Source organism: Cyanobium sp. LEGE 06113 (assembly GCF_015207615.1).
In genome coordinates, this window is record NZ_JADEWM010000008.1 from 87,699 (window position 1) to 109,353 (window position 21,655).

The 21,655-nt window shown below is 69.0% G+C and carries 17 protein-coding genes and 2 pseudogenes; 8 read left to right on the forward strand and 11 right to left on the reverse strand.

Translation table 11 applies throughout. From position 1 onward, the window contains the following. Nucleotides 1-96: 96 nt before the first annotated feature. Genes IQ220_RS13055 through acnB form a run of 3 tightly spaced genes read right to left on the reverse strand, consistent with a single transcriptional unit; the run spans nt 97 to nt 4,704 of the window. Entirely contained in the window at nt 97-519 is a 423-nt protein-coding gene (locus IQ220_RS13055) for a hypothetical protein (RefSeq protein WP_193915507.1), read from the reverse strand. A 55-nt stretch (nt 520-574) separates the two neighbouring features. Next, entirely contained in the window at nt 575-2,074 is a 1,500-nt protein-coding gene (locus IQ220_RS13060; RefSeq protein WP_186697804.1) for a ClC family H(+)/Cl(-) exchange transporter, read from the reverse strand. Nucleotides 2,075-2,088: 14 nt separating this feature from the next. Next, nucleotides 2,089-4,704, reverse strand: coding sequence for a bifunctional aconitate hydratase 2/2-methylisocitrate dehydratase (acnB, locus tag IQ220_RS13065; protein WP_193915510.1), 2,616 nt, complete (start codon nt 4,702-4,704; stop codon nt 2,089-2,091). A gap of 126 nt (nt 4,705-4,830) precedes the next feature. Here acnB and IQ220_RS13070 point away from each other — a divergent pair, with 126 nt between their 5' ends. Together IQ220_RS13070 and IQ220_RS13075 are read left to right on the forward strand one after the other, a co-directional pair. Then, a complete protein-coding gene (locus IQ220_RS13070) occupies nt 4,831-5,913 on the forward strand; it encodes a 3-deoxy-7-phosphoheptulonate synthase (RefSeq protein ID WP_193915513.1) in 1,083 nt (360 codons plus the stop codon). A 160-nt stretch (nt 5,914-6,073) separates the two neighbouring features. Continuing rightward, on the forward strand, nt 6,074-6,397 hold the full coding sequence (locus tag IQ220_RS13075) for a hypothetical protein (protein WP_193814705.1): 324 nt from the start codon (nt 6,074-6,076) through the stop codon (nt 6,395-6,397). A gap of 17 nt (nt 6,398-6,414) precedes the next feature. Here the strand turns inward: IQ220_RS13075 and IQ220_RS13080 are convergent, their stop codons facing one another. The 4 genes from IQ220_RS13080 to IQ220_RS13095 form a co-directional block, all read right to left on the reverse strand. Beyond that, nucleotides 6,415-7,092: a dolichol kinase gene (locus IQ220_RS13080; RefSeq protein ID WP_193915516.1), complete on the reverse strand. Its 678-nt coding sequence runs from the start codon at nt 7,090-7,092 to the stop codon at nt 6,415-6,417. A gap of 22 nt (nt 7,093-7,114) precedes the next feature. Continuing rightward, a complete protein-coding gene (locus tag IQ220_RS13085; protein ID WP_370566474.1) occupies nt 7,115-8,104 on the reverse strand; it encodes a sigma-70 family RNA polymerase sigma factor in 990 nt (329 codons plus the stop codon). 221 nt (nt 8,105-8,325) lie between these two features. Further along, complete coding sequence (gene ppk1 / locus IQ220_RS13090; RefSeq protein ID WP_193915521.1) at nt 8,326-10,482, reverse strand: polyphosphate kinase 1; 2,157 nt, start codon at nt 10,480-10,482, stop codon at nt 8,326-8,328. 38 nt (nt 10,483-10,520) lie between these two features. Beyond that, complete coding sequence (locus IQ220_RS13095) at nt 10,521-11,774, reverse strand: MFS transporter (protein WP_370566475.1); 1,254 nt, start codon at nt 11,772-11,774, stop codon at nt 10,521-10,523. Nucleotides 11,775-11,913: 139 nt separating this feature from the next. Between IQ220_RS13095 and IQ220_RS13100 the strand changes: the two genes are divergently transcribed. The 4 genes and pseudogenes from IQ220_RS13100 to IQ220_RS13110 all read left to right on the forward strand — a co-directional run bounded on the left by IQ220_RS13100 (nt 11,914) and on the right by IQ220_RS13110 (nt 16,790). Further along, nucleotides 11,914-14,094 carry an HAD-IIB family hydrolase gene (locus IQ220_RS13100; RefSeq protein ID WP_225875703.1) on the forward strand — a complete coding sequence of 727 codons (2,181 nt, stop codon included), beginning with the start codon at nt 11,914-11,916 and terminating at the stop codon, nt 14,092-14,094. Between the two features lie 69 nt (nt 14,095-14,163). Then, a pseudogene (locus tag IQ220_RS13105) lies at nt 14,164-15,009 on the forward strand (HAD family hydrolase); the annotation flags it as partial. A 36-nt stretch (nt 15,010-15,045) separates the two neighbouring features. Beyond that, nucleotides 15,046-15,540 carry a cyclic pyranopterin monophosphate synthase MoaC gene (gene moaC / locus IQ220_RS15860; RefSeq protein ID WP_225875964.1) on the forward strand — a complete coding sequence of 165 codons (495 nt, stop codon included), beginning with the start codon at nt 15,046-15,048 and terminating at the stop codon, nt 15,538-15,540. Between the two features lie 6 nt (nt 15,541-15,546). Next, nucleotides 15,547-16,790: pseudogene (locus IQ220_RS13110) on the forward strand (molybdopterin molybdotransferase MoeA). Between the two features lie 20 nt (nt 16,791-16,810). Here the strand turns inward: IQ220_RS13110 and IQ220_RS13115 are convergent. Then, nucleotides 16,811-17,263, reverse strand: coding sequence for a molybdenum cofactor biosynthesis protein MoaE (locus tag IQ220_RS13115; RefSeq protein ID WP_193915526.1), 453 nt, complete (start codon nt 17,261-17,263; stop codon nt 16,811-16,813). Between the two features lie 2 nt (nt 17,264-17,265). Further along, nucleotides 17,266-17,583 (reverse strand): MoaD/ThiS family protein, encoded by a 318-nt coding sequence (locus IQ220_RS13120; RefSeq protein ID WP_193915528.1) that lies wholly within the window; start codon nt 17,581-17,583, stop codon nt 17,266-17,268. Between the two features lie 82 nt (nt 17,584-17,665). Between IQ220_RS13120 and moaB the strand changes: the two genes are divergently transcribed. After that, entirely contained in the window at nt 17,666-18,175 is a 510-nt protein-coding gene (gene moaB, locus IQ220_RS13125; protein ID WP_193915531.1) for a molybdenum cofactor biosynthesis protein B, read from the forward strand. Here the strand turns inward: moaB and IQ220_RS13130 are convergent. After that, on the reverse strand, nt 18,172-19,206 hold the full coding sequence (locus tag IQ220_RS13130; RefSeq protein ID WP_370566476.1) for a GTP 3',8-cyclase MoaA: 1,035 nt from the start codon (nt 19,204-19,206) through the stop codon (nt 18,172-18,174). The two genes, moaB and IQ220_RS13130, sit on opposite strands and share 4 nt — an antisense overlap. An 89-nt stretch (nt 19,207-19,295) precedes the next feature. Continuing rightward, complete coding sequence (locus tag IQ220_RS13135; RefSeq protein ID WP_228009213.1) at nt 19,296-19,922, reverse strand: molybdenum cofactor guanylyltransferase; 627 nt, start codon at nt 19,920-19,922, stop codon at nt 19,296-19,298. A 149-nt stretch (nt 19,923-20,071) separates the two neighbouring features. Between IQ220_RS13135 and IQ220_RS13140 the strand changes: the two genes are divergently transcribed. Beyond that, on the forward strand, nt 20,072-21,637 hold the full coding sequence (locus IQ220_RS13140) for a NarK family nitrate/nitrite MFS transporter (protein ID WP_193915533.1): 1,566 nt from the start codon (nt 20,072-20,074) through the stop codon (nt 21,635-21,637). Nucleotides 21,638-21,655: the final 18 nt, after the last annotated feature.

Consider the following 21,655-nt stretch of genomic DNA (forward strand, 5'->3'; position numbering starts at 1 on the left):
CGGCTCAAACAGCAGGGTTTCCTGGTGCAGGGGAAAGCGAGACCTTGGTCTCCCTAGCGTCTCACCCTGAGCAGGGGGGCGCTGCCCCCGCCTGCCTCACTTGCCGATCAGGGCTGAGAGCGGACCCATCAGCCCGGAGATGGCTGAGGAGGTTTCGCCCTCGGTCGGGTTGCCTTGGTCCACCGTGCTGATCAATTGCTGGGCACCCTGATCAATCATGGGCCACTTGTCCCCGGCCAGGGGCTGGATCACCGGGGCGGCCTTCTGCCACAGGGCTGAAAAACCGCCCAGGGTGGCCAGGGCCGACTGGAGGTTGCCGCTGTTGAGCTCGGTCTTGCCCTTGCCGAGCAGATCCAGCACCGGGGTCACGGCGGGGGTCAGGGCGGCCTGCCCGGTGGCGGTTGCGGCGTCCTTGACGGCATCCGGCATGGTCTGGCTCACCTGCTGGCAGCCGCTCAGCAGCAAACCCCCGGCCAGGGCTGCGGCGGCGAGTTTCGGCAGGGCTGGCTGGCGGACCATGGGGGCATCGCAACGTTCTCTATGAACGTATTGGCGATGGAACGGCCTGGCCACATCACTCCGGCTTCGTTTGCACGTCTTGATCTCCCTTGGTCCTGGGCACGGGGCGGGGGCGCAGCGGCACCGTGTTGAGCCGCAGGCTCTCCGAGCCGGAACTCCCCTCCCCTCCGCTGGTTTGCACCGGCACCATCAGCCGCTTGAACAGCGACTGGGGATGGAGCATCTGGGCCATCACCAGGCTGCCCAGGCAGGCGATCAGCACTGGCCGCAGGATCAGCAGATTCTTGGTCACGGCGAAGGTGAGAAAGGTGGCGCTGATCGGCGCCCGGGCGCAGGCGGCCATGAAGGCCCCCATGCCGGCGAACACGGCGGTGCTGGGCGCGTCCGGGCCCAGCTGTTCCACCAGCGCCGCCCCCGCCAGCCCCAGCGCTCCGCCCAGGGTGAGCATCGGCGCGAACAGGCCGCCCGGGGTGCCGGCGGCGGCGGCGATGCCGGTGGTGAGAAACACCACCAGGAAGATCGCCAGAGCCTTGGTGAGATCCACGTCGCCCTCGGCGATCGCCTGGCGGATCCCGGCGCGGTTGATGAAGTCGGCTGGCAGCCAGGCATCGGCCACCCCCAGTAGGCAGCCGGTGACGCCCATGGCGGCCGGCAGGGGAACCTGCCAGCGCAGCCGCAACCGCTGCAGCCCCACCACGTAGCGGCAGTAGAGCTCCGCCGCCAGGGCCACCACGGCCCCCAGGGCGAACAGCCACAGCAGGTCGATCGGCCGCACCACCACGAAGGTGTTCACCTGGCGGGACAGCTGGAAGATCGCGTTGGATGGGCTGGCGGTGGAGTCCGGATCGAGGTTCACCAGGCGGGCCAGGCCGAGCAGGTCGGCCCAGGTGTCGGCCCAGAAGGTGGTGACCAGCACCAGCAGCATCACCACCGGTCTGGCGCCCTGCAGCAGTTCCTCGATGGCATAGAGAAAGCCCCCGATCGGAGCCCGGAACACCGCGGCCACCCCAGCGCCGCCGCCGGCGGCCACGATCATGCGCCGGAAGGCGTTGGGGGCCCGCAGCAGCCGGGCCATCTCCCAGCCCACCGAGCTGCCCATCTGCACCGAGGGTCCCGAAGGGCCGAGGGGAAAGCCGCAGCCGATCGCCACGATCCCGGCCACCAGCTTCACCGCCGCCACCTGGAATCCCATCGGCACCGACTGGCGGCGCAGGAACTGCATCACCTGGGGGATGCCCGAGCCCTGGGCCGCCGGGGCCAGGGTCTGCACCAGCAGCCCGGCCAGCAGGCCACCGCCGCCGCCGATGGCGGGCAGCACCAGCCAGTTCGGTCCGAGCTCCTGCATCTGGATGCGCCAGCGCCCCAGGCCTTCCAGGCCGCTGCGAAACAGCACCGCCGCCGTGGTGGCCCCCAGGCCCGTGATGATCAGGGCCAGCACCACCACGAACCAGCGGTGCTGCAGCAGCCGCAGGATCGAGGAGCTGGGAACCGGCTGCAGATGCGGCAGGCCCAGACCTCTCTGCTTCTTCGGCCTGCGCCAGAGGCGACCCAGCATCGGGTCGCCCTCCCCTACACCCCTGCCAGCACCTGGGCCTCCCGCTCGGCGCTCACCACCCGGCCGGAGTCGCCGAAGCCCTCGATCTGATCGAAGTTGAGGTAGCGGTAGAGCTCGGCGCCGTAGGGATCGATCTTCTCGGCGGCGATGGCCAGATACTCCTGCTTGCTGGGGATGCGGCCCAGCTGGGCACACACCGCCGCCAGCTCGGCGCTGCCCAGATACACCTGGGCGCCGTTGCCGAGGCGGTTGTTGAAGTTGCGGGTGCTGGTCGAGAACACGGTGGTGTTGTCCTCCACCCGCGCCTGGTTGCCCATGCACAGGGAGCAGCCCGGCATCTCCATGCGCGAGCCGGCCGCCTCGAAGGTGGCGTAGTAGCCCTCCTCCTTGAGCTTCTCCTCGTCCATGCGGGTGGGGGGGCAGACCCAGAGGCGGGCGGTGTTCTGGCCCTGGCCCTCCAGCACGTTGGCGGCGGCGCGGTAGTGGCCGATGTTGGTCATGCAGGAGCCGATGAACACCTCGTCCACAGCGGCGCCGGCCACCTCCGAGAGCGGTTTGACGTTGTCGGGGTCGTTGGGGCAGGCCAGGATCGGCTCGGTGATGGCGTCGAGATCGATCTCGATCACGGCGGCGTACTCGGCGTCGGCGTCGGCCTCCATCAGCACCGGATCGGCCAGCCAGGCCTCCATCGCCTTGATCCGCCGCGCCAGGGTGCGGGCATCGCCGTAGCCCCGGGCGATCATGTTCTTGAGCAGCGCCACGTTGCTGCGCAGATACTCACTCACGGTGTCCACCGAGAGCTTGATGGTGCTGCCGGCGCAGGAGCGCTCCGCGGTGGCATCGGTGAGCTCGAAGGCCTGCTCCAGCTTCAGATCCGGCAGCCCCTCGATCTCCATGATGCGGCCGTTGAACACGTTCTGCTTGCCCTCCTTGGCCACGGTGAGCAGCCCCTGCTGGATGGCCACGTAGGGGATCGCGTTCACCACATCGCGCAGGGTCACCCCGGGCTGGAGTGAGCCGGAGAAGCGCACCAGCACCGATTCAGGCATGTCGAGCGGCATGGCGCCGATGGCGGCGGCGAAGGCCACCAGGCCCGAGCCGGCCGGGAAGGAGATGCCGAGGGGGAAGCGGGTGTGGCTGTCACCGCCGGTGCCCACGGTGTCGGGCAGGAGCATGCGGTTCAGCCAGCTGTGGATGATGCCGTCGCCCGGCTGCAGGGCCACGCCACCGCGGGAGGCCATGAAGTCGGGCAGCTCGGCGTGGGTCTGGAGGTCCACCGGCTTGGGATAGGCGGCGGTGTGGCAGAAGCTCTGCATCACCAGATCGGCGCTGAAGCCCAGGCAGGCCAGCTCCTTCATCTCATCGCGGGTCATCGGCCCGGTGGTGTCCTGACTGCCCACGGTGGTCATCAGCGGCTCGCAGGCGGTGCCGGGTCGCAGGCCGCTGAGGCCGCAGGCCTTGCCCACCATCTTCTGGGCCAGGGTGAAGCCCTTGCCGGTATCGGCGGGAGCACTGGGGCGGATGAACAGGTCGGAGGGGGGCCGCCCCAGCTGGGCGCGCACCTTGTCGGTGAGTGAGCGGCCGATCATCAGGGGGATGCGGCCGCCGGCGCGCACTTCGTCGGTGATCGTGCTGGGCTTGAGCTCGAAGCGGGCCACGATCGTGCCGGCGTCGGCTTCACCGGCGGCACGCTCGATCGTGCCTTTGAAGGGACGGATCGTGATCACGTCCCCGGAGGCCAGGGCGCTGACGTCGCACTCGATCGGCAGGGCGCCGGAATCCTCGGCGGTGTTGAAGAAGATCGGTGCGATCTTGCCGCCCAGCAGCACGGCGCCGCCGCGCTTGTTCGGCACGTGGGGGATGGCGGAGCCCGTGTGCCAGAGCACCGAGTTGATCGCCGACTTGCGGGAGCTGCCCGTACCCACCACGTCGCCCACGTAGGCCACGGGGTGGCCCTTGGCCTTGAGCTGTTCGATCAGGGCAAGGCCGTCCGGCATGCGCGTCTCCAGCATCGCCATGGCGTGCAGAGGGATGTCGGGACGGGTGGTGGCGTGGGTGGCGGGGGAGAGGTCGTCGGTGTTGGTCTCACCCTCCACCTTGAACACCGTCACCGTGATCGCCTCCGGCAGGGGGGGCTTGGCGGTGAACCACTCTCCGGCGGCCCAGCTCTCCACCACCCGGCGGGCCTGGGGGTTGGTCTCGGCGAGCTCCAGCACGTCGTGGAAGGAGTCGTAGACGAGCAGAGTGCGGCTGAGGCCCGTGGCCGCGGCCTCGGCGATCGCCCCATCGCTGCTGCTGAGCAGCTCGATCAGGGAACCCACGTTGTAGCCGCCGATCATGGTGGCCAGCAGCTCCACTGCCCGCACCGGGGTCACCAGGGGGCTGCTGGCCGTGCCCTTGGCCACAGCCGTGAGCCAGCTGGCCTTCACGTAGGCCGCCTCATCCACTCCCGGCGGAATGCGTTCCGTGAGCAGGTGCAGCAGCATCTCCTCCTCCCCCTGGGGAGGGGCCTGCAGCCATTCGGTGAGGGCCTGAACCTGTTCCGCCGTCAGCGGCAGGGCCGGCACGCCCAAGGCCTGCCGCTCAGCGGCGGCTGCGCGATAACGCGTGAGGAAGGTGTCTGCAGCCATGCCCGGAACGGTCGATCAGACCTCCATTGTTCAGCGCGGCGCCGCCAGTTGTTGGTGTGCGCTGCTGCAAATGGGCGCTGACTAGGGTGTGGGGTGGTCAAGAGCCCACCGCTGCAGCTTCGTCCCATGCACGCCACCACCAGTGATCTCCATGTGGTGGAGACCCGCCCCCTGGTGGCTCCCGCCCTGCTGCACCGCGAGCTGCCCATGGGGGAGGCCGCGGCGGCCACCGTGCAGGGGGCCCGGCAGCGGATCCAGGCGATCCTGCAAGGCCGTGACAGCCGCCTGCTGGTGATCGTGGGCCCCTGCTCCGTGCACGACATCACGGCCGCCAAGGAGTACGCAGGGTTGATTGCGGAGGCCCGCCAGCGCCACGCCGCCGAGCTGGAGGTGGTGATGCGGGTGTACTTCGAGAAGCCACGCACCACCGTGGGCTGGAAGGGTCTGATCAACGACCCCCATCTGGACGGCAGTTACGACATCAACACCGGCCTGCGCCTGGCCCGCGAGCTGCTGCTGCATGTCACCGAGCTGGGCCTTCCGGCCGCCACGGAGCTGCTGGATCCGGTGGTGCCCCAGTACATCGCCGACCTGATCAGCTGGACCGCCATCGGCGCCCGCACCACCGAGAGCCAGACCCACCGGGAGATGGCATCGGGGCTGTCGATGCCGATCGGCTTCAAGAACGGCACGGACGGCACCATCGCCACGGCCATCAACGCCGTGGAGGCCGCCGCCCGCCCGCACCATTTCCTGGGCATCAATCAGGAGGGGTGCGCCTCGATCGTCACCACCACGGGCAATCCCGATGGTCACCTGGTGCTGCGGGGGGGCAAGGGCGGCAGCAACTACCACCCCGAGGCGATCGAGGCGGCGGCCGGGGCCCTGGAGGCGGTCGGCCTGCCGTCGCGGCTGCTGGTGGACTGCAGCCATGGCAACTCCAACAAGGACTACCGCCGCCAGGCCGATGTGGCCGCCGAGCTGGCCGAGCAGGTGGCGCGCGGCAGCCGTCACCTGATGGGCGTGATGCTGGAGAGCCACCTGGTGCCGGGCCAGCAGAAGATCCCCGCCGACCTGAGCCAGCTCACCTACGGCCAGAGCATCACCGATGCCTGCATTGATCTCAACACCACCGAACAGGTGCTGGATCAGCTGGCCGCCGCCGTGCGCGCGGCGGCCTCAGAGCGGCGGCCCCTGGCCATCGCCTGAGTTCCCACGCTTAGCCATTGAGGCTGCAGTCATCCAGGTTGCAGTGATTTAGCACTCAACACTTGAGACTGCTAACTGTTGCTATTGCAATGAAATGTTCGCGCTGGACAGCTTGCCATTGAGCTCTCCATAGGGTTGTCTGGCTCTTGTTGGAGCCGTCATGACTTACCTTCTCCAGTTCTGTGGCCTCAGCGATCCACTGCAGGTGTTCTACCTGGAGCAATCGAGCGGCCCGGCTGTGGCCGGCTTCCGGCCGTTCCAGCTCGATGAGCTGCTCGGCTGGGCCCAGGGCATCGGTCAGCAGCGCCACTGGGATGCCGCGCTGATTCACCGCACCGTGATGCAGGCCTGGATGGAGCGGGCCGACCTGATCCGCCAGTGGCAGCTGCGGCTGAAGGAGGAGTCAGGCGACCGGCTGGTGGTGGCGGCTCTGGGCACCTCCGTCGACTGGGAGCGGCGCTGCGAGGATCTGTTTCGGGCCTGACGCCCAGCCAGCCCGACTCAGCTGGGGCCCAGGGCTTGCCACAGCCAGGCCACCCCCAGCGGCACGGTGAGGTTGTCGATCCCTGCCACCCCCACCTGTTCCAGGGCGGTGGCGGCCAGGGCGATCGGCAGCACCCAGAGAAGAGAGGGACCCGTAGCGACGCTGGCCAGCAGGACCAGCACGACAGCGCTGGCCAGGGCCATCACCGCCGTGCCCAGCAGGGAGCGTCGCTGGCCCAGCACCTGCCAGCTCGGCGACGGGCGCAGCGGCCCGATCAATCCGGCCAGGCCGTCCCCGACGGCCATCACCAGCACCCCCGCCGCCACTGTGGCCGGTTGCTGGGGCCAACAGCACCAGAGCAGCAGGGCAATGGAGGCGCCGTAGGCCACCGTGCCGTAGCTGCGGCGGCCCACATCCTCCACCGCCGGCAGCAGGCGCAGGCGGTGATTCAGGGCGGCCAGCAGAGTCACCAGGACCGCTGCTGGCACAGCGATCTCGCGCGCGATCCCCAGCCCCCAGGCGATCGGCACGACCGCGCCCGTGCCGATGTGCACCAGCTTGCGGCTCCATTCCCGTGGGCCCTCGCCCGCCTCCTGGCCCCAGCGGCGCCGCAGCAGGGTGGCCCCGGCGGCCAGCACAGCCAGCCAGGAGAGCACGGCCAGCACCCCCACCAGCTGCTGCTGCCAGCCCTGCACGCTCAGTGCCGCCCCATCGCGTTCAGGCCGCCTGCTGGTAGTTGCTCATCAGCCGCAGCTTCATGATCGCCTTGGCCTCCAGCTGCCGCACCCGCTCGCGGGACACGTTGATCAGACGCCCGATCTCGGCCAGGGTGAGAGGCTCGGAGCCCTCCAGGCCGAAGCGCAAGCGGATGATCTTCTGCTCCCGTTCGTTGAGCTGGGAGAGCCAGGCGCCGAGGTGCTCCTTCTGGATGTGGCGATCCATCGAGTCGAAGTGTTCGTTGCTGGCCGGATCGGCGATCAGCTCCCCCAGGGTGCTGCGATCCTCTTCGCCGCGGGCGTGGGCATCGAGGGAGGCGCAGGGGGCGCTCTGGGCCATCAGCTCCTCGAGATCCTGGGGCCGCATGTCCATGGCATGGGCCAGTTCCAGGCGGTTGGGTTGCCGCCCGAGCCGATGGGAGAGCTCCCGGGTGATGCGGCGCATCTTGGAGAGCTTCTCGCTGATGTGGATCGGCAGGCGGATCGTGCGGGCGCTGTTGTCGATCGCCCGGGTCATGCCCTGACGAATCCACCAGTAGGCGTAGGTGGAGAACTTGTAGCCCATGGCCGGATCGAACTTGTCCACGGCGCGCTCCAGGCCGATGGCCCCTTCCTGGACCAGATCCAGCAGCTCCAGGCCCTGATTCTGGTACTTCTTGGCCACGCTCACCACCAGGCGCAGGTTGGCCGCCATCATGCGATCCCGCGCCCTCTGGGCCATGCGGATCTGGCGCTTCTGCTTGGGCGTGAGCTCCTCGAGAGGAACAACCTGCAGACGCTTGCCGGCCTGAACGTGATGGGCCAGCTCAATTTCTTCGGCCGGCGTGAGAAGTGGCACACGGCCAATGTTGCTGAGATACCAGCCGATGGAATCGGCACTCAGGCGGCCCGAAGCCCGTGCACTTGGCGTGCGTGATTTTGAAGCTGATGCGGCCGGCTTATTGACGTCAATCAAGTTGACGTCCGAACCGGATTGCAAAGGCGTCCCCACACCCATGCCTCCGAAATTGAATGTGGGCGGAATGTAGCACTACTGACCTGAAGGCAAGGGGTAAATTGCGAAGACTTTCGGAAATGCGACCCACCAATGCATGCTTTGGTGTCTACCGATGCATTTCTTTGTCTCAACCGGGTGCTCCGCCCTGCCTCGCTGCCTGTGTTGTTCTCGGTGGGAGGTTACCGCCTGGCCCGTTCAGGTCAAGCCTGGAGCCTTCAGGCCACGGCCTTGCGGGCCGGGCTGAGGCCGCCGCGCCAGCGTTCCATCAGGGTGGCCTGGGCCCGCTGGCCGTCGCCATCGCTGGGCAGCTGCTCAAAGCTGCCATCGCCGCGCATGTGCCAGCCGCCGGCGTCGTTGAGGTAGAGGTCCAGCACCGCTTCCAGCTGGTGGCGCAGGGCCGGATCCTCGATCGGGGCCACGGCCTCCACGCGGCGGTCGAGGTTGCGACTCATCCAGTCGGCACTGCCTAAGTACACCTCAGGCTCGCCAGCGTTGGCAAACCAGAACACCCGGGAGTGTTCGAGGAACCTGCCGATCACACTCACCACCCGGATGTTGTCGCTGATTCCTTCCAGACCCGGCCGCAGGCTGCACATGCCCCGGATCACCAGCTCGATCGTCACGCCGGCCTGGGAGGCCTCATAGAGAAGGGCAATGATGCCCGGATCCACCAGGGAATTCATCTTCGCCCTGACGTGGCCACCTCGACCCGCCCTGGCGTGGTCGATCTCCCGCTGGATCAGCCCCAGCTTGCGCTTGCGCAGTGTCACTGGAGCCACCAACAAGCGGCGGAAGCTCTGCTGCTTGGAGAAGCCGGTGAGGTAGTTGAACAGCTCCACGAGATCGGCACCGAATTCCGGCCTGGCCGTGAGCAGTCCGAAGTCGGTGTAGAGGCTTGAGGTTCTGGCGTTGTAGTTGCCGGTGCCGATGTGCACGTAGCTGTTGAGCCGCTCCTTCTCCTTGCGCACCACCAGCAGGATCTTGGTGTGGGTCTTCAGGCCCAGCACCCCGTACACCACATGCACGCCGGAGCTCTCCAGGCGCTTGGCCCACTGAATGTTGTTGTCCTCATCGAAGCGGGCCTTGAGTTCCACCAGGGCCATCACCTGCTTGCCGTTCTCGGCCGCCCGGATCAGGGCGGCGATCACGGCCGAGTCCTTCGAGGTGCGGTACAGCGTCATCTTGATCGCCAGCACCAGCGGATCGTCGGCCGCCTGATTCAGAAACTCCTCCACGGAGGTGGAGAACAGGTCGTAGGGGTGCTGCAGCAGCACATCACCCCTGCGAATCACCGAGAAGATGCTCTCGAACTCCTCCGCCTTGAGGGAACCGTCCTCCAGCAGGCCCTTCTGGGCGCGGGCCAGCAGCGGGCTGGTGCGGCCCTTGTGGGGCCGGTCCTTGAGCTGGGGCAGCGGCACGGCCAGGAGGCTCATCAGATCGTCGAGCCCGAGGGGGCCGCTGACCCGGTAGACATCCTCCTCTTCCACGGCGGTGCCCTGCATCAGCAGCTGCAGCACCGACTCCGGCACCTCGTCGGCCACCTCCAGACGCACCACCTCGCCACCGCGCCGACGCTTGCGCAGGCCCTCCTCCAGGGCCTCCATCAGGTCGTCGGCTTCGAGATCGCGCAGCTCCAGATCCGCATCGCGGGTGACGCGGAAGAAGTAGTGGCCCTCCACGCTCATGCCCGGGAAGAGGAGTTCCAGGTTGAAGGCCACCACCTGCTCCAGCGGCACGGCGCTGAACACCGGGGCGGGATGGCGCCCACTCAGCTCGGTGGGGATCTGCACGAAGCGGGGCAGGTTCTTCTGGGGCACCTTCACCCGGGCGAACTCCTGCTGACCGGTGTCGGGGTCACGCACCAGCACCGCCACGTTGAGGCTGAGGTTGCTGATGAACGGAAAGGGGTGGGAGGGGTCCACCGCCAGGGGCGTGAGCACCGGGAAGATGGCGGAGCGGAAGTAGTCGTCCACCCAGTGGCGCTGCGCCTCATTGAGATTGGCGTAGTCGATCATCAGCAGGCCGTACTCCGCCAGATGGCTCTTGAGCGAGTGGCGGTAGTGCTGCTGCTGCAGCTCCAGCAGGGGCCGCAATTTGGCCTGGATCGCTTCGAGCTGCTGCTGGGGCGTGAGGCCGTCATCGCTGAGGGTGGTCAGTCCGGCATCCACCTGTGACTTCAGCGAAGCCACCCGCACCATGAAGAACTCGTCGAGGTTGTTGCTGAAGATCGCGCTGAACTTGGCCTGCTCCAGCAGCGGCGTGCGTTCATCGAGGGCCTGAGCCAGCACCCTGTAGTTGAACTCGATCCAGCTCAACTCCCGGTTGATGTAGAGCTCGGGAACGACGAGCGGTGTTGTCTGGGCTGGAGGCATGGCTGAAAGGTAGCAATCGGGTCGGGCCGGCTCGGGTATCAGCCTGACTTGACGGAGCGGTTCGGCAGTCCTCCAGCCACCAGCGCCACGACCCCCAGCATCAGGGCGATGCCGAGCCACAGCGGGCTCCTCCAGCTGATCGTCTCGAAGGCCAGGCCCCCCAGCGGCGGGCCGATGAAGCCCGCCAGACTCTGCAGTCCCTGCAGGCTGCCCAGGGCGGCCCCCTGGCCGGAATCGTCGAGCCGGCGCGACACCAGGGAGCGCAGGCAGGGGGTCACCAACCCGGTGCCCAGGGCCAGCAGGCCCACGCCGTTGAACACCAGCGTCGTGGCGTTGCCGCGGTCTGCCAGGGCCACCAGCAGGCAGCCTGCGATCACGAAACCGAGGCCGGCCAGGCTGAGCCGCCACTCACCGAAGCGCTTCACCAGCGGACCGATCAGCCCCCCCTGCACCACGGTGGCGACCAGGCCCACCACCAGGAAGGCGGCACCGGCCAGGCCCGGGCCCCAGTCGAAGGCCTGCTTGAAATAGAGCACCAGCACGGCGGTGAAGCCGCTGAAGCCGAGAAAGAACAGAAAGAAGGCGGCGCACAGCCGGCGCACCTGGGGATTGCTGAACACCCTTGCCAGCTGGCTGAAGGGTTGCAGGTCGCGGCGCCGCGGCAGGGGCAGGCGCGCCTCGGGGGGATGGGTCTCCGGCAGCACCGCCAGCACCAGCACCAGATTGAGCACCGCGATGCCCACGGCGATCATCAGCGGCAGGATCACGTTGATGCGGCCCAGCAGTCCGCCCATGGCAGGCCCCAGGATGAAGCCGAGCCCGAAGGCCACCCCGATCAGGCCGAAGGCCTTGGCCCGCTTCTCCGGCGGGGTGATGTCCGCCAGGGCGGCGCTGGCGGTGGCGGCGGTGCCGCCGCTGACGCCGTCCACCAGCCGTCCCAGGAAGAGCAGGCCCAGGGGCAGGGCACTGCCGGCCGCCCAGGGAATCGAGCTCCAGTCGATCGAGAGGGTGAGGGCGAACAGGCCCAGGCCGAGCACCGATCCGCCCACGCAACCCGCGATCACGGGGCGGCGGCCGAGATGGTCGCTGAGGGCGCCGATCAGCGGCGTGAAGCTGAACTGGGCCAGGGCATAGCTGCCGGCCAGCAGTCCGAGAATGCGGCCATCACTGCTGAACCCGGCCAGCAGAAAGGGCAGCAGCGGAAAGATCAGCGACTCGCTGAGGCGGTCGTTGAGCAGCGTGAGGAAGGCGCAGGCCAGGGTGGAGGTGCGCGAACGCTGCGGAGGGGCCACGGGCACGGAGAAACGTGATCTCACCCTCCCATGGCCCGCTGCCGCTGCTCCTGTCTCCCCCCGTGGCCAGACGCCTTCTTGCTCCCTGGGTCGTCTTCGATCAGGCTTGAGGGGCTCCCCGCTGCCTGTTGCCATCCCGTTGCCAGCCCAGTCCGAGTCTGAGCCCGGCGGTTCCGCAGCGCCGCTGCGCCTGCTGCTGATCAGCCTGCATGGCCTCATCCGCGGCCACGATCTGGAACTGGGCCGCGACGCCGACACGGGCGGCCAGAGCAAATATGTGGTGGAGCTCTCCCGGGCGCTGGCTCGCCACCCCCAGGTGGCGGGGGTGGATCTGGTGACCCGGCTGGTGGCCGATCCGGCTGTGAGCGCCGACTACGCCGTGCCGCTGGAGCCGCTCGGGCCCGGGGCCCGGATCGTGCGCATCGAGGCCGGTCCGGCGGAGTACCTGCGCAAGGAGGAGCTCTGGGACCACCTCGACAGCTTCACCGACAACCTGCTGGCCTGGATCCAGGCCCAGCCCCAGCGGCCCGATGTGCTGCACAGCCACTACGCCGATGCCGGCTATGTGGGAGTGAGGCTGGCCCACCGCACTGGACTGCCCCTGGTGCACACCGGCCACTCCCTGGGGCGGGACAAGTACCGGCGGCTGCTCTCGATGGGGCTGTCGTTGGAGCAGATCGAGAGCCGATACAACATCTCGCGCCGCATCGATGCCGAGGAAGAGGTGATCACCCAGGCCTCCCTGGTGATCACCAGCACCCGCAATGAGATCGAAGATCAATACGGGCTCTATGACGGTTCCATCCCCGCCAAGATGGTGGTGATACCGCCGGGCACCGATCTCGAGCAGTTCCACCTGCCTGAGGCCGCCCCGAACGGCTCGTCTGATCACGACATCGCCGCTGCCGAGTCGTTCAAGGCCAGCCTGGCGTGGTTTCTGAAGCAGCCGCAGAAGCCGATCATCCTGGCCCTGTCACGGCCCGATCTGCGCAAGAACCTGATCACGCTGGTGGAGGCCTACGGCGCCAGCCTGCCCCTGCAGGAACAGGCCAACCTGGTGATCGTGGCCGGCAACCGCGATGACATCCGCGATCTCGATGAGGGTCCGCAGGCCGTGTTCATCGAGCTGTTGGTGGCGATCGACAGCCATGGGCTGCATGGCCGGGTGGCGCTGCCCAAGCACCACAGCGCCGAGCAGGTGCCGATGATCTACCGCCTGGCCGCGGCCTCGCGGGGGGTGTTCATCAATCCGGCCCTCACCGAGCCGTTCGGGCTCACGCTGCTGGAGGCGGCCGCCAGTGGCTTGCCCGTGGTGGCCACCGAAAACGGTGGACCGGTGGACATCATCGCCAACTGCCGCAATGGCCTGCTGGTGGACCCCCTCAACACCGGGGCCATGGCCGAGGCTCTGCTGGCGATCCTGGCCGACTCCCGCCGCTGGCAGAGCTTCTCCAGTAACGGTGCCCGGCTGGTGGCCCGCCACTACTCCTGGGACGCCCATGCCGAGACCTACCTGTGCAAACTGCGCCATCTGGTGGAGGGCAGTCTCGACGTGCCGGCACCACCGATGGTGCGCAGCACCCGCGGCCACAGCAAGGCTCTGTTCTCGGCGGTGGACAACACCCTGCTGGGCGACCGGGCCGGCCTCGACCAGCTCAGCGCCGTGCTCAGGGAGCGCGGCAACGACTGGCTGTTCGGCATCGCCAGCGGCCGCCGCCTCGATTCGGTGCTGGGAATCATCCGCGAGTACGCCATTCCCCTGCCGGACATCCTGATCACCAGCCTGGGTACGGAGATCTACTACTCGCCGAACTGGTTGCCCGATCTGGCCTGGGCCTCCCACATCAACCACCTGTGGACCCCGTGGGTGATCCGGCGGCTGCTGCGGGAACTGCCTGGGCTGCACCTCCAGGCGCGCAACGAACAGAGCACCTTCAAGTTGTCGTATCACTACGACGGCGCTCTGGCTCCCGCGGTGGAGGAGGTGCGGGCTCTGCTGCGGCAGCACGAGCTGTCGGTGAATCTCACCCTGTCCTTCGGCCAGTATCTGGATCTGGTGCCGGCCCGCGCCTCCAAGGGCCAGGCGCTGCGCTTCGCGGCCCAGCGCTGGCGGATCCCCCTGGAGCGAATCCTGGTCACCGGCGGTTCCGGGGGCGATGAAGACATGCTGCGCGGCAACACCCTCGGCGTGGTGGTGGCCAACCGCCATTGCGAGGAACTCTCCAACCTGGGCGAGACGGAACACATCTACCTGGCCTCCCAGTCCCATGCCCGGGGCATTCTCGAGGCGATCGACCACTACGACTTCCTCAGCCTCTAGCCCCTGGACCAGCGCCCCCCCGCGCCAGACTTCTCGGGCGTAGACGTGTGGGGAGGGCCCCCTCGGCTGATGGCCTCCGATCCCCGCTCGGCTTTGCAACCGCCAGCTCAGGCTGGCCAACGGCCGCTGCCCCCCTCACGGCTGCTGCTCTGCAGTGATCTCGACCGCACCCTGGTGCCGAACGGCCACCAGAGCGAATCCAGCGCAGCCCGGGACCTGTTCGCCCGCCTGGTGCAGCGGCCCCAGGTCACCCTGGCCTATGTGTCGGGCCGGGATCCGGCCCTGGTGGCCGAGGCGATCGAGCGCTACTCCCTGCCCCGGCCGGCCTGGGTGGTCGCCGATGTGGGCACCACCATCCTGGAGGTAGGGCCGTCCGGCTGGATCCGGCAGCGGGGCTGGGATGGGGCGATCGCCGCCGACTGGGGCGGCCGCAGCGGCGAGGCGCTGTGGCCGCTGCTGGAGCACCTGCCGGAGCTGCGGCTGCAGGAGCCCAGCCGCCAGAGCCTCCACAAGCTGAGCTTCTATGTGGACCCGGCCCTGGAGGTGGCACCGCTGCGGGCCCGCATCGAGGCGCGGCTGGCGCAGGAGGGGGTGGCGGCCAGCGTGATCCACAGCCTGGATGAGTCCGCCGGCGTGGGCCTGCTGGATGTGCTGCCCGCTTCAGCCACGAAGCTGCACGCCGTGCGCTTCCTGATGGCCCAGCTGGGCTTCGGCCGCGACGACACCCTGTTCGCCGGTGACAGCGGCAACGACCTGCCGGTGCTCCAGAGCGAGCTGCGCTCGATCCTGGTGGCCAACGCCGATCCCGCGTTGAAGCAGGCCCTGGGCCTGCCCGCTGCCGCCCGGCAGCAGCTCTATCTGGCCCAGGGGGAGTTCATGGGCATGAACGGCAACTACGCCGCCGGGGTGGTGGAGGGGGTGGTGCACCACTGCCCCGGCGCCGCGGCCTGGTTGGAGGCACCGGCGCTCACCCACCTGAACAGCCGCGGCGAGGCCCGCATGGTGGAGGTGGGGGAGCGGCCCCCCAGCCTGCGCAGCGCCGTGGCGGAGGGCTTCATCAGCATGGACCCGGCGCTGCTGGCGGCGGTGCTGGAGGGCCGCACCGCCAAGGGGGATGTGCTGGCCGTGGCCCGGGTGGCGGCGATCCAGGCGGCCAAGCGCACCTCGGAGCTGATTCCCCTCTGCCACCCCCTGGCCCTGACCGGTCTGGACGTGACGATCGAGCCGGCGCAGCAGCGCTCCGGTCTCAGGGTGGAGGTGGCAGCCCGCACCACCGGCCCCACCGGGGTGGAGATGGAAGCGCTCACGGCCGTGCAGGTGGGTCTGCTCACCCTGTACGACATGGTGAAGTCCCGGGATCCCGCCATGACCATCGGGCCGGTGCGGCTGGTGCGCAAGGACGGTGGGCGGAATGGGGCCTGGGTCCGCCCCGAAGCGGAGGTCTGAGCCGCCATGACAGAACCGTTCCCCGCTGAGGGCCTGCCGCTGGACGTCGCCCGCCGCCAGGTGCTGGAGGCTCTCCACCCCCTCCCCGGCTCGGTAGAGCTGCCCCTGGCCGCGGCGCTGGGCCGGGTCACGGCCGCGGCGGTGGTGGCGGCCCAGGCGGTGCCGGGGTTCCGTGCCTCGATCATGGATGGCTACGCCCTGGCTGGCTCGGCGCCGCCGCCGCCCCTCGGCAGCCGCTGGCGGCTGGTGGGACGCTCCGCCCCCGGCACCCCGTTCGAGCGCCCGCTCCAGGCCGGCGAGGCCCTGCGCATTCTCACGGGGGCGCCGCTGCCTGAGGGCTCGCAGCGGGTGCTGCCCCAGGAGCTGGTGGGGGTCGATCCAGCCGGCACCGAGCTGGTGTTGCAGCGCGAGGCTGGAGCCAACCCCTGGATCCGGACGGCCGACGAGGAGGCTGCCCCCGGCCAGGTGCTGATCGGGGCCGGCCAGCGCCTGGGGCCCGCCGACCTGGCCCGGCTGGCCAGCTGCGGCGTGGCCTGCCTGCCGCTGCGGCCGCAGCCGCGGCTGGGCCTGCTGATCAGCGGCGATGAGCTCACGCCGGTGGGCCAGCCGCGGCCAGCGGGGGCGATCTGGGAGAGCAACGGCACCCTGCTGGAGGCTCTGCTGGCGCGGCTGGGCTACGGCGTGCAGGCCCGCCTGGTGGTGGCCGATGACCCGCAGAGTCTGCGGCGGTCCCTTGAGCAGCTCGCGGCCAGCTGCGATGTGGTGGTGAGCACCGGTGGGGTGTCGGCGGGCGACAGCGACTGGATCCGTCCCCTGGTGGAGGAGCTGGGCGCCGTGGCGTTCTGGAAGCTGTTCCTCAGGCCGGGCCGCCCCTTTGCCTTCGGGGCGGTGCTGGGCCGGCCGTTCTTCGGGCTGCCGGGCAATCCGGTGGCGGCGGCGATCACGGCGCTGCAGCTGCTCTGGCCGGCTCTGCAGCGGCTGGAGGGCGCGAGGTGACCCTGCTGCCTCGCCTGCAGGTGCAGCTGGCCACGCCCCTGCGGCGTTCCCCGGGCCGGCCTGAGCTGGCCCGGGCCCGCCTGGAGGTGGGGCCTGCGGGCCAGCTCCTGGCCCGGTTGGAAGGCAGCCAGGCCTCCTCCCGGATCGGCTCGTTGCAGGGGGCAGACCTGTTGCTGGAACTCCCCGCCGACTGCGCTGGCCTCGAGGCGGGGGCCAGCGTCTGGGCCCAGCTGCTGCGGCTGCCGATCTTCTAGGGCGGCGGCCCCTTGGGGCCTCAGAAGGCGGTGTTGCCCTCCACCCAGCGGCTCTCGCCACTGCGCAGCCACTCCCGTTTCCAGAACGGCGCGTCGTGCTTGAGGGCCTCCAGCAGGGCCTGGCAGCAGCGCTGGGCGGGCCCGCGCCGGTCAGCGGCCACGGCCACCAGCACGATCGCCTCGCCCGGCCGCACCCGCCCCACCCGGTGCTGCACCAGCAGGGCGTTGGCGCCATGGTGCCGGCCCAGCTGCTCGGCCTGGCTGCGCAGGCAGTGCTCCGTCATGCCGGGATAGTGCTCCAGCTCCAGGGCCTCCAGGGGCTCCCCCCGGCCGTCGTGGCCCCGCACCCGGCCGATGAACCAGGCTTCAGCGGCGCTGGCTCCGCGTGGCCCATCGGCCTGCGCCCGCTGCCAGCCCTCCAGGTGATGCAGCGGATCGAATGGCTGGGGCCTGAGCGCGAGGGACAGCTCCACGCTCAACCTCCGCTGATCGGCGGCAGGAAGGCCAGCTCGTCGCCCGCCTGCAGGGGCTGCTCCGCCGCGGCGAAGCGCTGGTTGATGGCCACGCGCAGACCGGCCGGCCAGCCCCGGCGGAGAGGGGTGGAGGTGCTGGAGGCTGGTTGTTCCGGCTCAGCGAGTCCCAGCTGCTCCCAGATCTCCAGGGCCGTGACCGGCTCCCGTGCCGGCAGGGCCAGTTGCCGTTCGCTCCAGCCGGCCCGCTCCCGCAGTGAGGCGAACAGCAGCACCCGCAGCGGTTGCTCCGCGTTGCTCTGACCCAGGGCTGGCTTCGGCATGGCTGGCGGCTGAGGGCCCTGCAGCGCAGGGGCCTGAAGCCGGGTTCAATGGACCCACAATGGCGCTTTGGAGCCGATTCGGGTGGGTCTTGCCGTTGCCTTGCTCACCGTGTCGGACACGCGCACCCTGGCGAACGACCACTCCGGTGCTGCCCTGCTGGAGCGCCTGCAGGCCGCGGGCCACCGGCTGGCGGATCGGCAGCTGGTGCCCGACAACCGCTACCGCATCCGCGCGGTTCTGAGCAGCTGGATCGCCGACCCCGCCGTGCAGGTGGTGATCAGCTCAGGCGGCACCGGGCTCACCGGCCGCGACGGCACGCCCGAGGCCGTGGCGCCGCTGCTGGACAAGACGATCGACGGCTTCGGTGAACTGTTCCGGGTGCTGTCCTTTGAGACCATCGGCACCAGCTCCCTGCAGAGCCGCTGCCTGGCGGGGGTGGCCAACGGCACCGTGGTGTTCGTGTTGCCAGGCTCGCTCGATGCGGTGCAGACCGCCTGGGACCGGCTGATCCAGGCCCAGCTCAGCGCCGAGACCCGTCCCTGCAACCTGGTGCAGCTGCTGCCCCGCCTGGGGGAACCCAGCGGCGACTAGCCGCCCAGGTAGGCCATCTCGGCGTGGGGAAGGGTGGCTCCCGGCTCCAGGTGGGCCCGCTCTTCGCTGTAGCGATCGTGGCGCTGGCCCCACAGCGCCTGCAGCCGGGCGCGCAGACCGGCCGCATCGGGCCGCGGCCGCAGCCAGGGCTTGAGGTCGGTGCCGGCGGTGCCGAACAGACAGGTGTAGGCCTGGCCATCGGCCGTCACCCGCAGCCGGTTGCAGTCGCCGCAGAACGGTGCCGAGATCGATGCCACCACGGCCAGGTGCAGGTCGTCGTCGCGATCCAGGTAGCGCCAGCGGCTGGCGGTGCCGTGGTGGGCCCGGCCCTGGGGCTGCAGGGGCCAGCGGCTCCCGATCCGCTCAACCATCTCGGCGGCGGTGAGCACCTGGTCTGGGCTCCAGCCGTTGCGGTTGCCCACATCCATGAACTCGATCAGGCGCAGCTCCACCCCCAGCTCTCTGGCCAGGCGCGCCAGGGGCAACAGCTGGTCAGCGTTGCGGCGCCGGTCGATCACCGCGTTGAGTTTGAGTTGCCCGCGCCCGGGATCGAAGCCCGCCTCGCGGGCATGGCGGACGCCTTCCAGCACCCGGGCCAGCAACAGCTCGCCCTGGTGGGCCCGGCCGCTCATGAGCGCCACGCTGGCGCCATCGGCGCCATCGAGGCTGATGGTGATCCGATCGAGGCCCGCCTGCCGCAGGGCCCTGGCCCGCGCGGCCGTGAGCAGCACCCCGTTGGTGGTGAGGGCGACCTCGCGCAGGCCGGCAGGTTGACGCAGGTCCTGCACCGCCTCGATCAGGGCCTCCAGCCCCTGGTGCAGCAGCGGTTCGCCGCCGGTGAGCCGCAGGCTCGAGAAGCCCAGGCCGGTGGCCACGGCGATCAGCGTGCGCCGCTCGCCAGGGCTCAGCAGCTCCGGTGGGTCGTGGTCATCCGGGCAGCAGTAGGGGCAGGCCAGATTGCACCGGGCCGTCAGGGAGAGGCGCAGCACGCCGGGGCGCCGGCCCAGCTGGTCGAGAACGGCAGCAACCACGGCGGCTTAGCGCGCAGAGAACGATGCCGTCAGCCTGTCGCCCGGGGCGCCGGACTGACGAGCCCGGCGGGCCGGGGCCCCGGCCAGTCTTAGGGCCAGTCTTCGGGGCGGTTGCAGTTGTGCAGGGCGCTGGCGGGCAGCAGCACGGGGTGGATGGTGTGGCGGGCCAGCCAGCTGTGCATGCTGCGGTGCCCCTGGGCCAGCCAGCTGTGCAGATCGCGGCGCATGGCCTCACTGGCGGGGTAGATCCCCAGCAGGGGGTGCAGGCGCGCTCCATCGCAGGCCACACATAGTTGCCGGGGCCGTTCCTCGGCGCTGCGCTGCAGCTGGTCGAGGCTGGGCCGATCCAGCCAGGGCATGTCCACCGGGCAGAGCAAAAGGCGCTCGCCGGGGTGGCAGTGCATCAGATGGCCCAGGGCCTGCAGGGGGCCCTGGGGGGGGATGGGTTCCTCGATCAGCTGCAGGGAGGCAGCCAGGGGCAGGCCCTGGCCCAGCCGGCTGGACCCGCGCAGCTGCTCTGCCAGCTGGCGATGGCTCGGGTGATTGCTGCAGAGGCTGATCGGGGCCCCCAGCTCAGCCAGCAGCCCCAGGGTGTGGCTGAGCCAGCTCCCCCCGGCGGGATGGTCCAGCAGGGCCTTGTCCCGGCCCATGCGCCGGCTGCTGCCGCCACTCAGCAGGCAGCAGCGCAGGGGGGCCTGGGGCGGGATCAGTTCCAATGGCGTGGAACAGCATCGGCTGATCCCGGTAGCGTCAACCACAGAAAAGAATCAGACGCTCTGGTGTAGTTGCCACGCGGCTTGCATGAAGCGCCGCCCATCAGGTCTGGCTCAGCGTTCGGAAGCTTCGATCATAATTCCACCTCGACATGCTCGGTGAACTCTGGTCTCTCCAGGGGAGATACAAGACGCTGCATCTCACCTGGTTTGCGTTCTTTCTCACTTTTGTTGTCTGGTTCAACCTGGCGCCGCTGGCGACCACCGTCAAGGCTGATCTGGGCCTCACGGTGCCCCAGATTCGCACCGTTGCAATCTGCAACGTGGCCCTCACTGTGCCGGCCCGCATCCTGATTGGAATGCTGCTCGACAAGTACGGGCCCCGCCTCACCTACTCGGCGCTGCTGGTTTTTTCGGCTTTTCCCTGCCTGTTGTTCGCCTTCGCTCAGGATTTCAACCAGCTGGTGGTGGCCCGCCTGCTGCTTTCGATCGTGGGCGCCGGCTTTGTGATCGGCATTCGCATGGTGGCTGAATGGTTCCCGCCCAAGGAGATCGGCCTGGCTGAAGGCATCTACGGCGGCTGGGGCAACTTCGGTTCCGCTTTCTCGGCCCTCACCATGGTCACCCTGGCCGGCTGGCTCTCCTTCGGAGGTGGTTTCGCGGTCGATGGCGTGGTGCTCAACTGGCGCGGCGCCATTGCCCTATCCGGCATCATCGCCGCCATCTACGGCGTCTTCTACTACCTCAACGTTGAAGACACCCCGCCTGGCCGCACCTACCAGCGCCCCGCCAGGACGGCTGGCCTGGAGGTGACCTCCATGCGGGACTTCTGGGGCCTGATCGGCATGAACGTGCCCTTCGGCGTGATCCTGGCCGTGCTGGCCTGGCGCCTTCAGAAGGTGAAGTTTCTCGATGACACCGGCTTTGCCATCGCCATCGTGCTGGTGCTGCTGTTCTTCGGGTTCCAGACCTGGGGCATCATCCGCACCAACAGGGAGTTGATCGCCGGAACCAAGGTGTATCCCAAGGAGGATCGCTATGAGTTCAAGCAGGTGGCCATTCTCGAGCTCACCTACATCGTGAACTTCGGCTCGGAGCTGGCCGTGGTGTCCATGCTCCCCACCTTCTTCGAAACCACCTTTGACCTGCCCAAGGCCACAGCGGGAATCCTGGCCTCGGCCTTCGCGTTTGTGAACCTGGTGGCACGTCCCGGCGGCGGCCTGCTCTCGGACAAGCTCGGGTCGCGCAAGTCGACGATGGGCTTCCTCACGGTTGGTCTTGGTTTCGGCTATCTGCTGATGAGCATGATCAAGCCCGGAACGTTCGTCGGTTCCGCCGGCATCCTGCTGGCCCTGGTGATCACCATGCTGTGTTCCTTCTTTGTGCAGGCAGGGGAAGGATCCACCTTCGCCATGGTGCCGTTGGTGAAGCGTCGGGTCACAGGCCAGATTGCCGGCATGGTGGGCGCCTACGGCAACGTGGGTGCCGTGGCCTACCTCACCATCTACAGCCTGCTGCCGCTGTGGTTGTCCGGTGCCGCCGATGCCGAACCCACCCCCGCCGTGGTGGCTGCCTCCAACAGTGCCTTCTTCCAGGTTCTGGGTGTGGCTGGTCTGATCGTTGGTTTCCTCTGCTACTTCGTGCTGAAGGAGCCCAAGGGATCCTTCGATGAGCTCCACGAAGGAGAAACGGCTGTGGCTTCCGCGCCGCTGGTCTGATCCGGGTCCTCAACCGCA

Bases quoted from the DNA above. Each gene is read 5' to 3' on its own strand.
- IQ220_RS13055 (WP_193915507.1), bottom strand. From the start codon at position 519: ATGGTCCGCCAGCCAGCCCTGCCGAAACTCGCCGCCGCAGCCCTGGCC.
- IQ220_RS13060 (WP_186697804.1), bottom strand. From the start codon at position 2,074: ATGCTGGGTCGCCTCTGGCGCAGGCCGAAGAAGCAGAGAGGTCTGGGC.
- acnB (WP_193915510.1), bottom strand. From the start codon at position 4,704: ATGGCTGCAGACACCTTCCTCACGCGTTATCGCGCAGCCGCCGCTGAG.
- IQ220_RS13070 (WP_193915513.1), top strand. From the start codon at position 4,831: ATGCACGCCACCACCAGTGATCTCCATGTGGTGGAGACCCGCCCCCTG.
- IQ220_RS13075 (WP_193814705.1), top strand. From the start codon at position 6,074: ATGACTTACCTTCTCCAGTTCTGTGGCCTCAGCGATCCACTGCAGGTG.
- ppk1 (WP_193915521.1), bottom strand. From the start codon at position 10,482: ATGCCTCCAGCCCAGACAACACCGCTCGTCGTTCCCGAGCTCTACATC.
- IQ220_RS13120 (WP_193915528.1), bottom strand. From the start codon at position 17,583: ATGCCGAAGCCAGCCCTGGGTCAGAGCAACGCGGAGCAACCGCTGCGG.
- IQ220_RS13140 (WP_193915533.1), top strand. From the start codon at position 20,072: ATGCTCGGTGAACTCTGGTCTCTCCAGGGGAGATACAAGACGCTGCAT.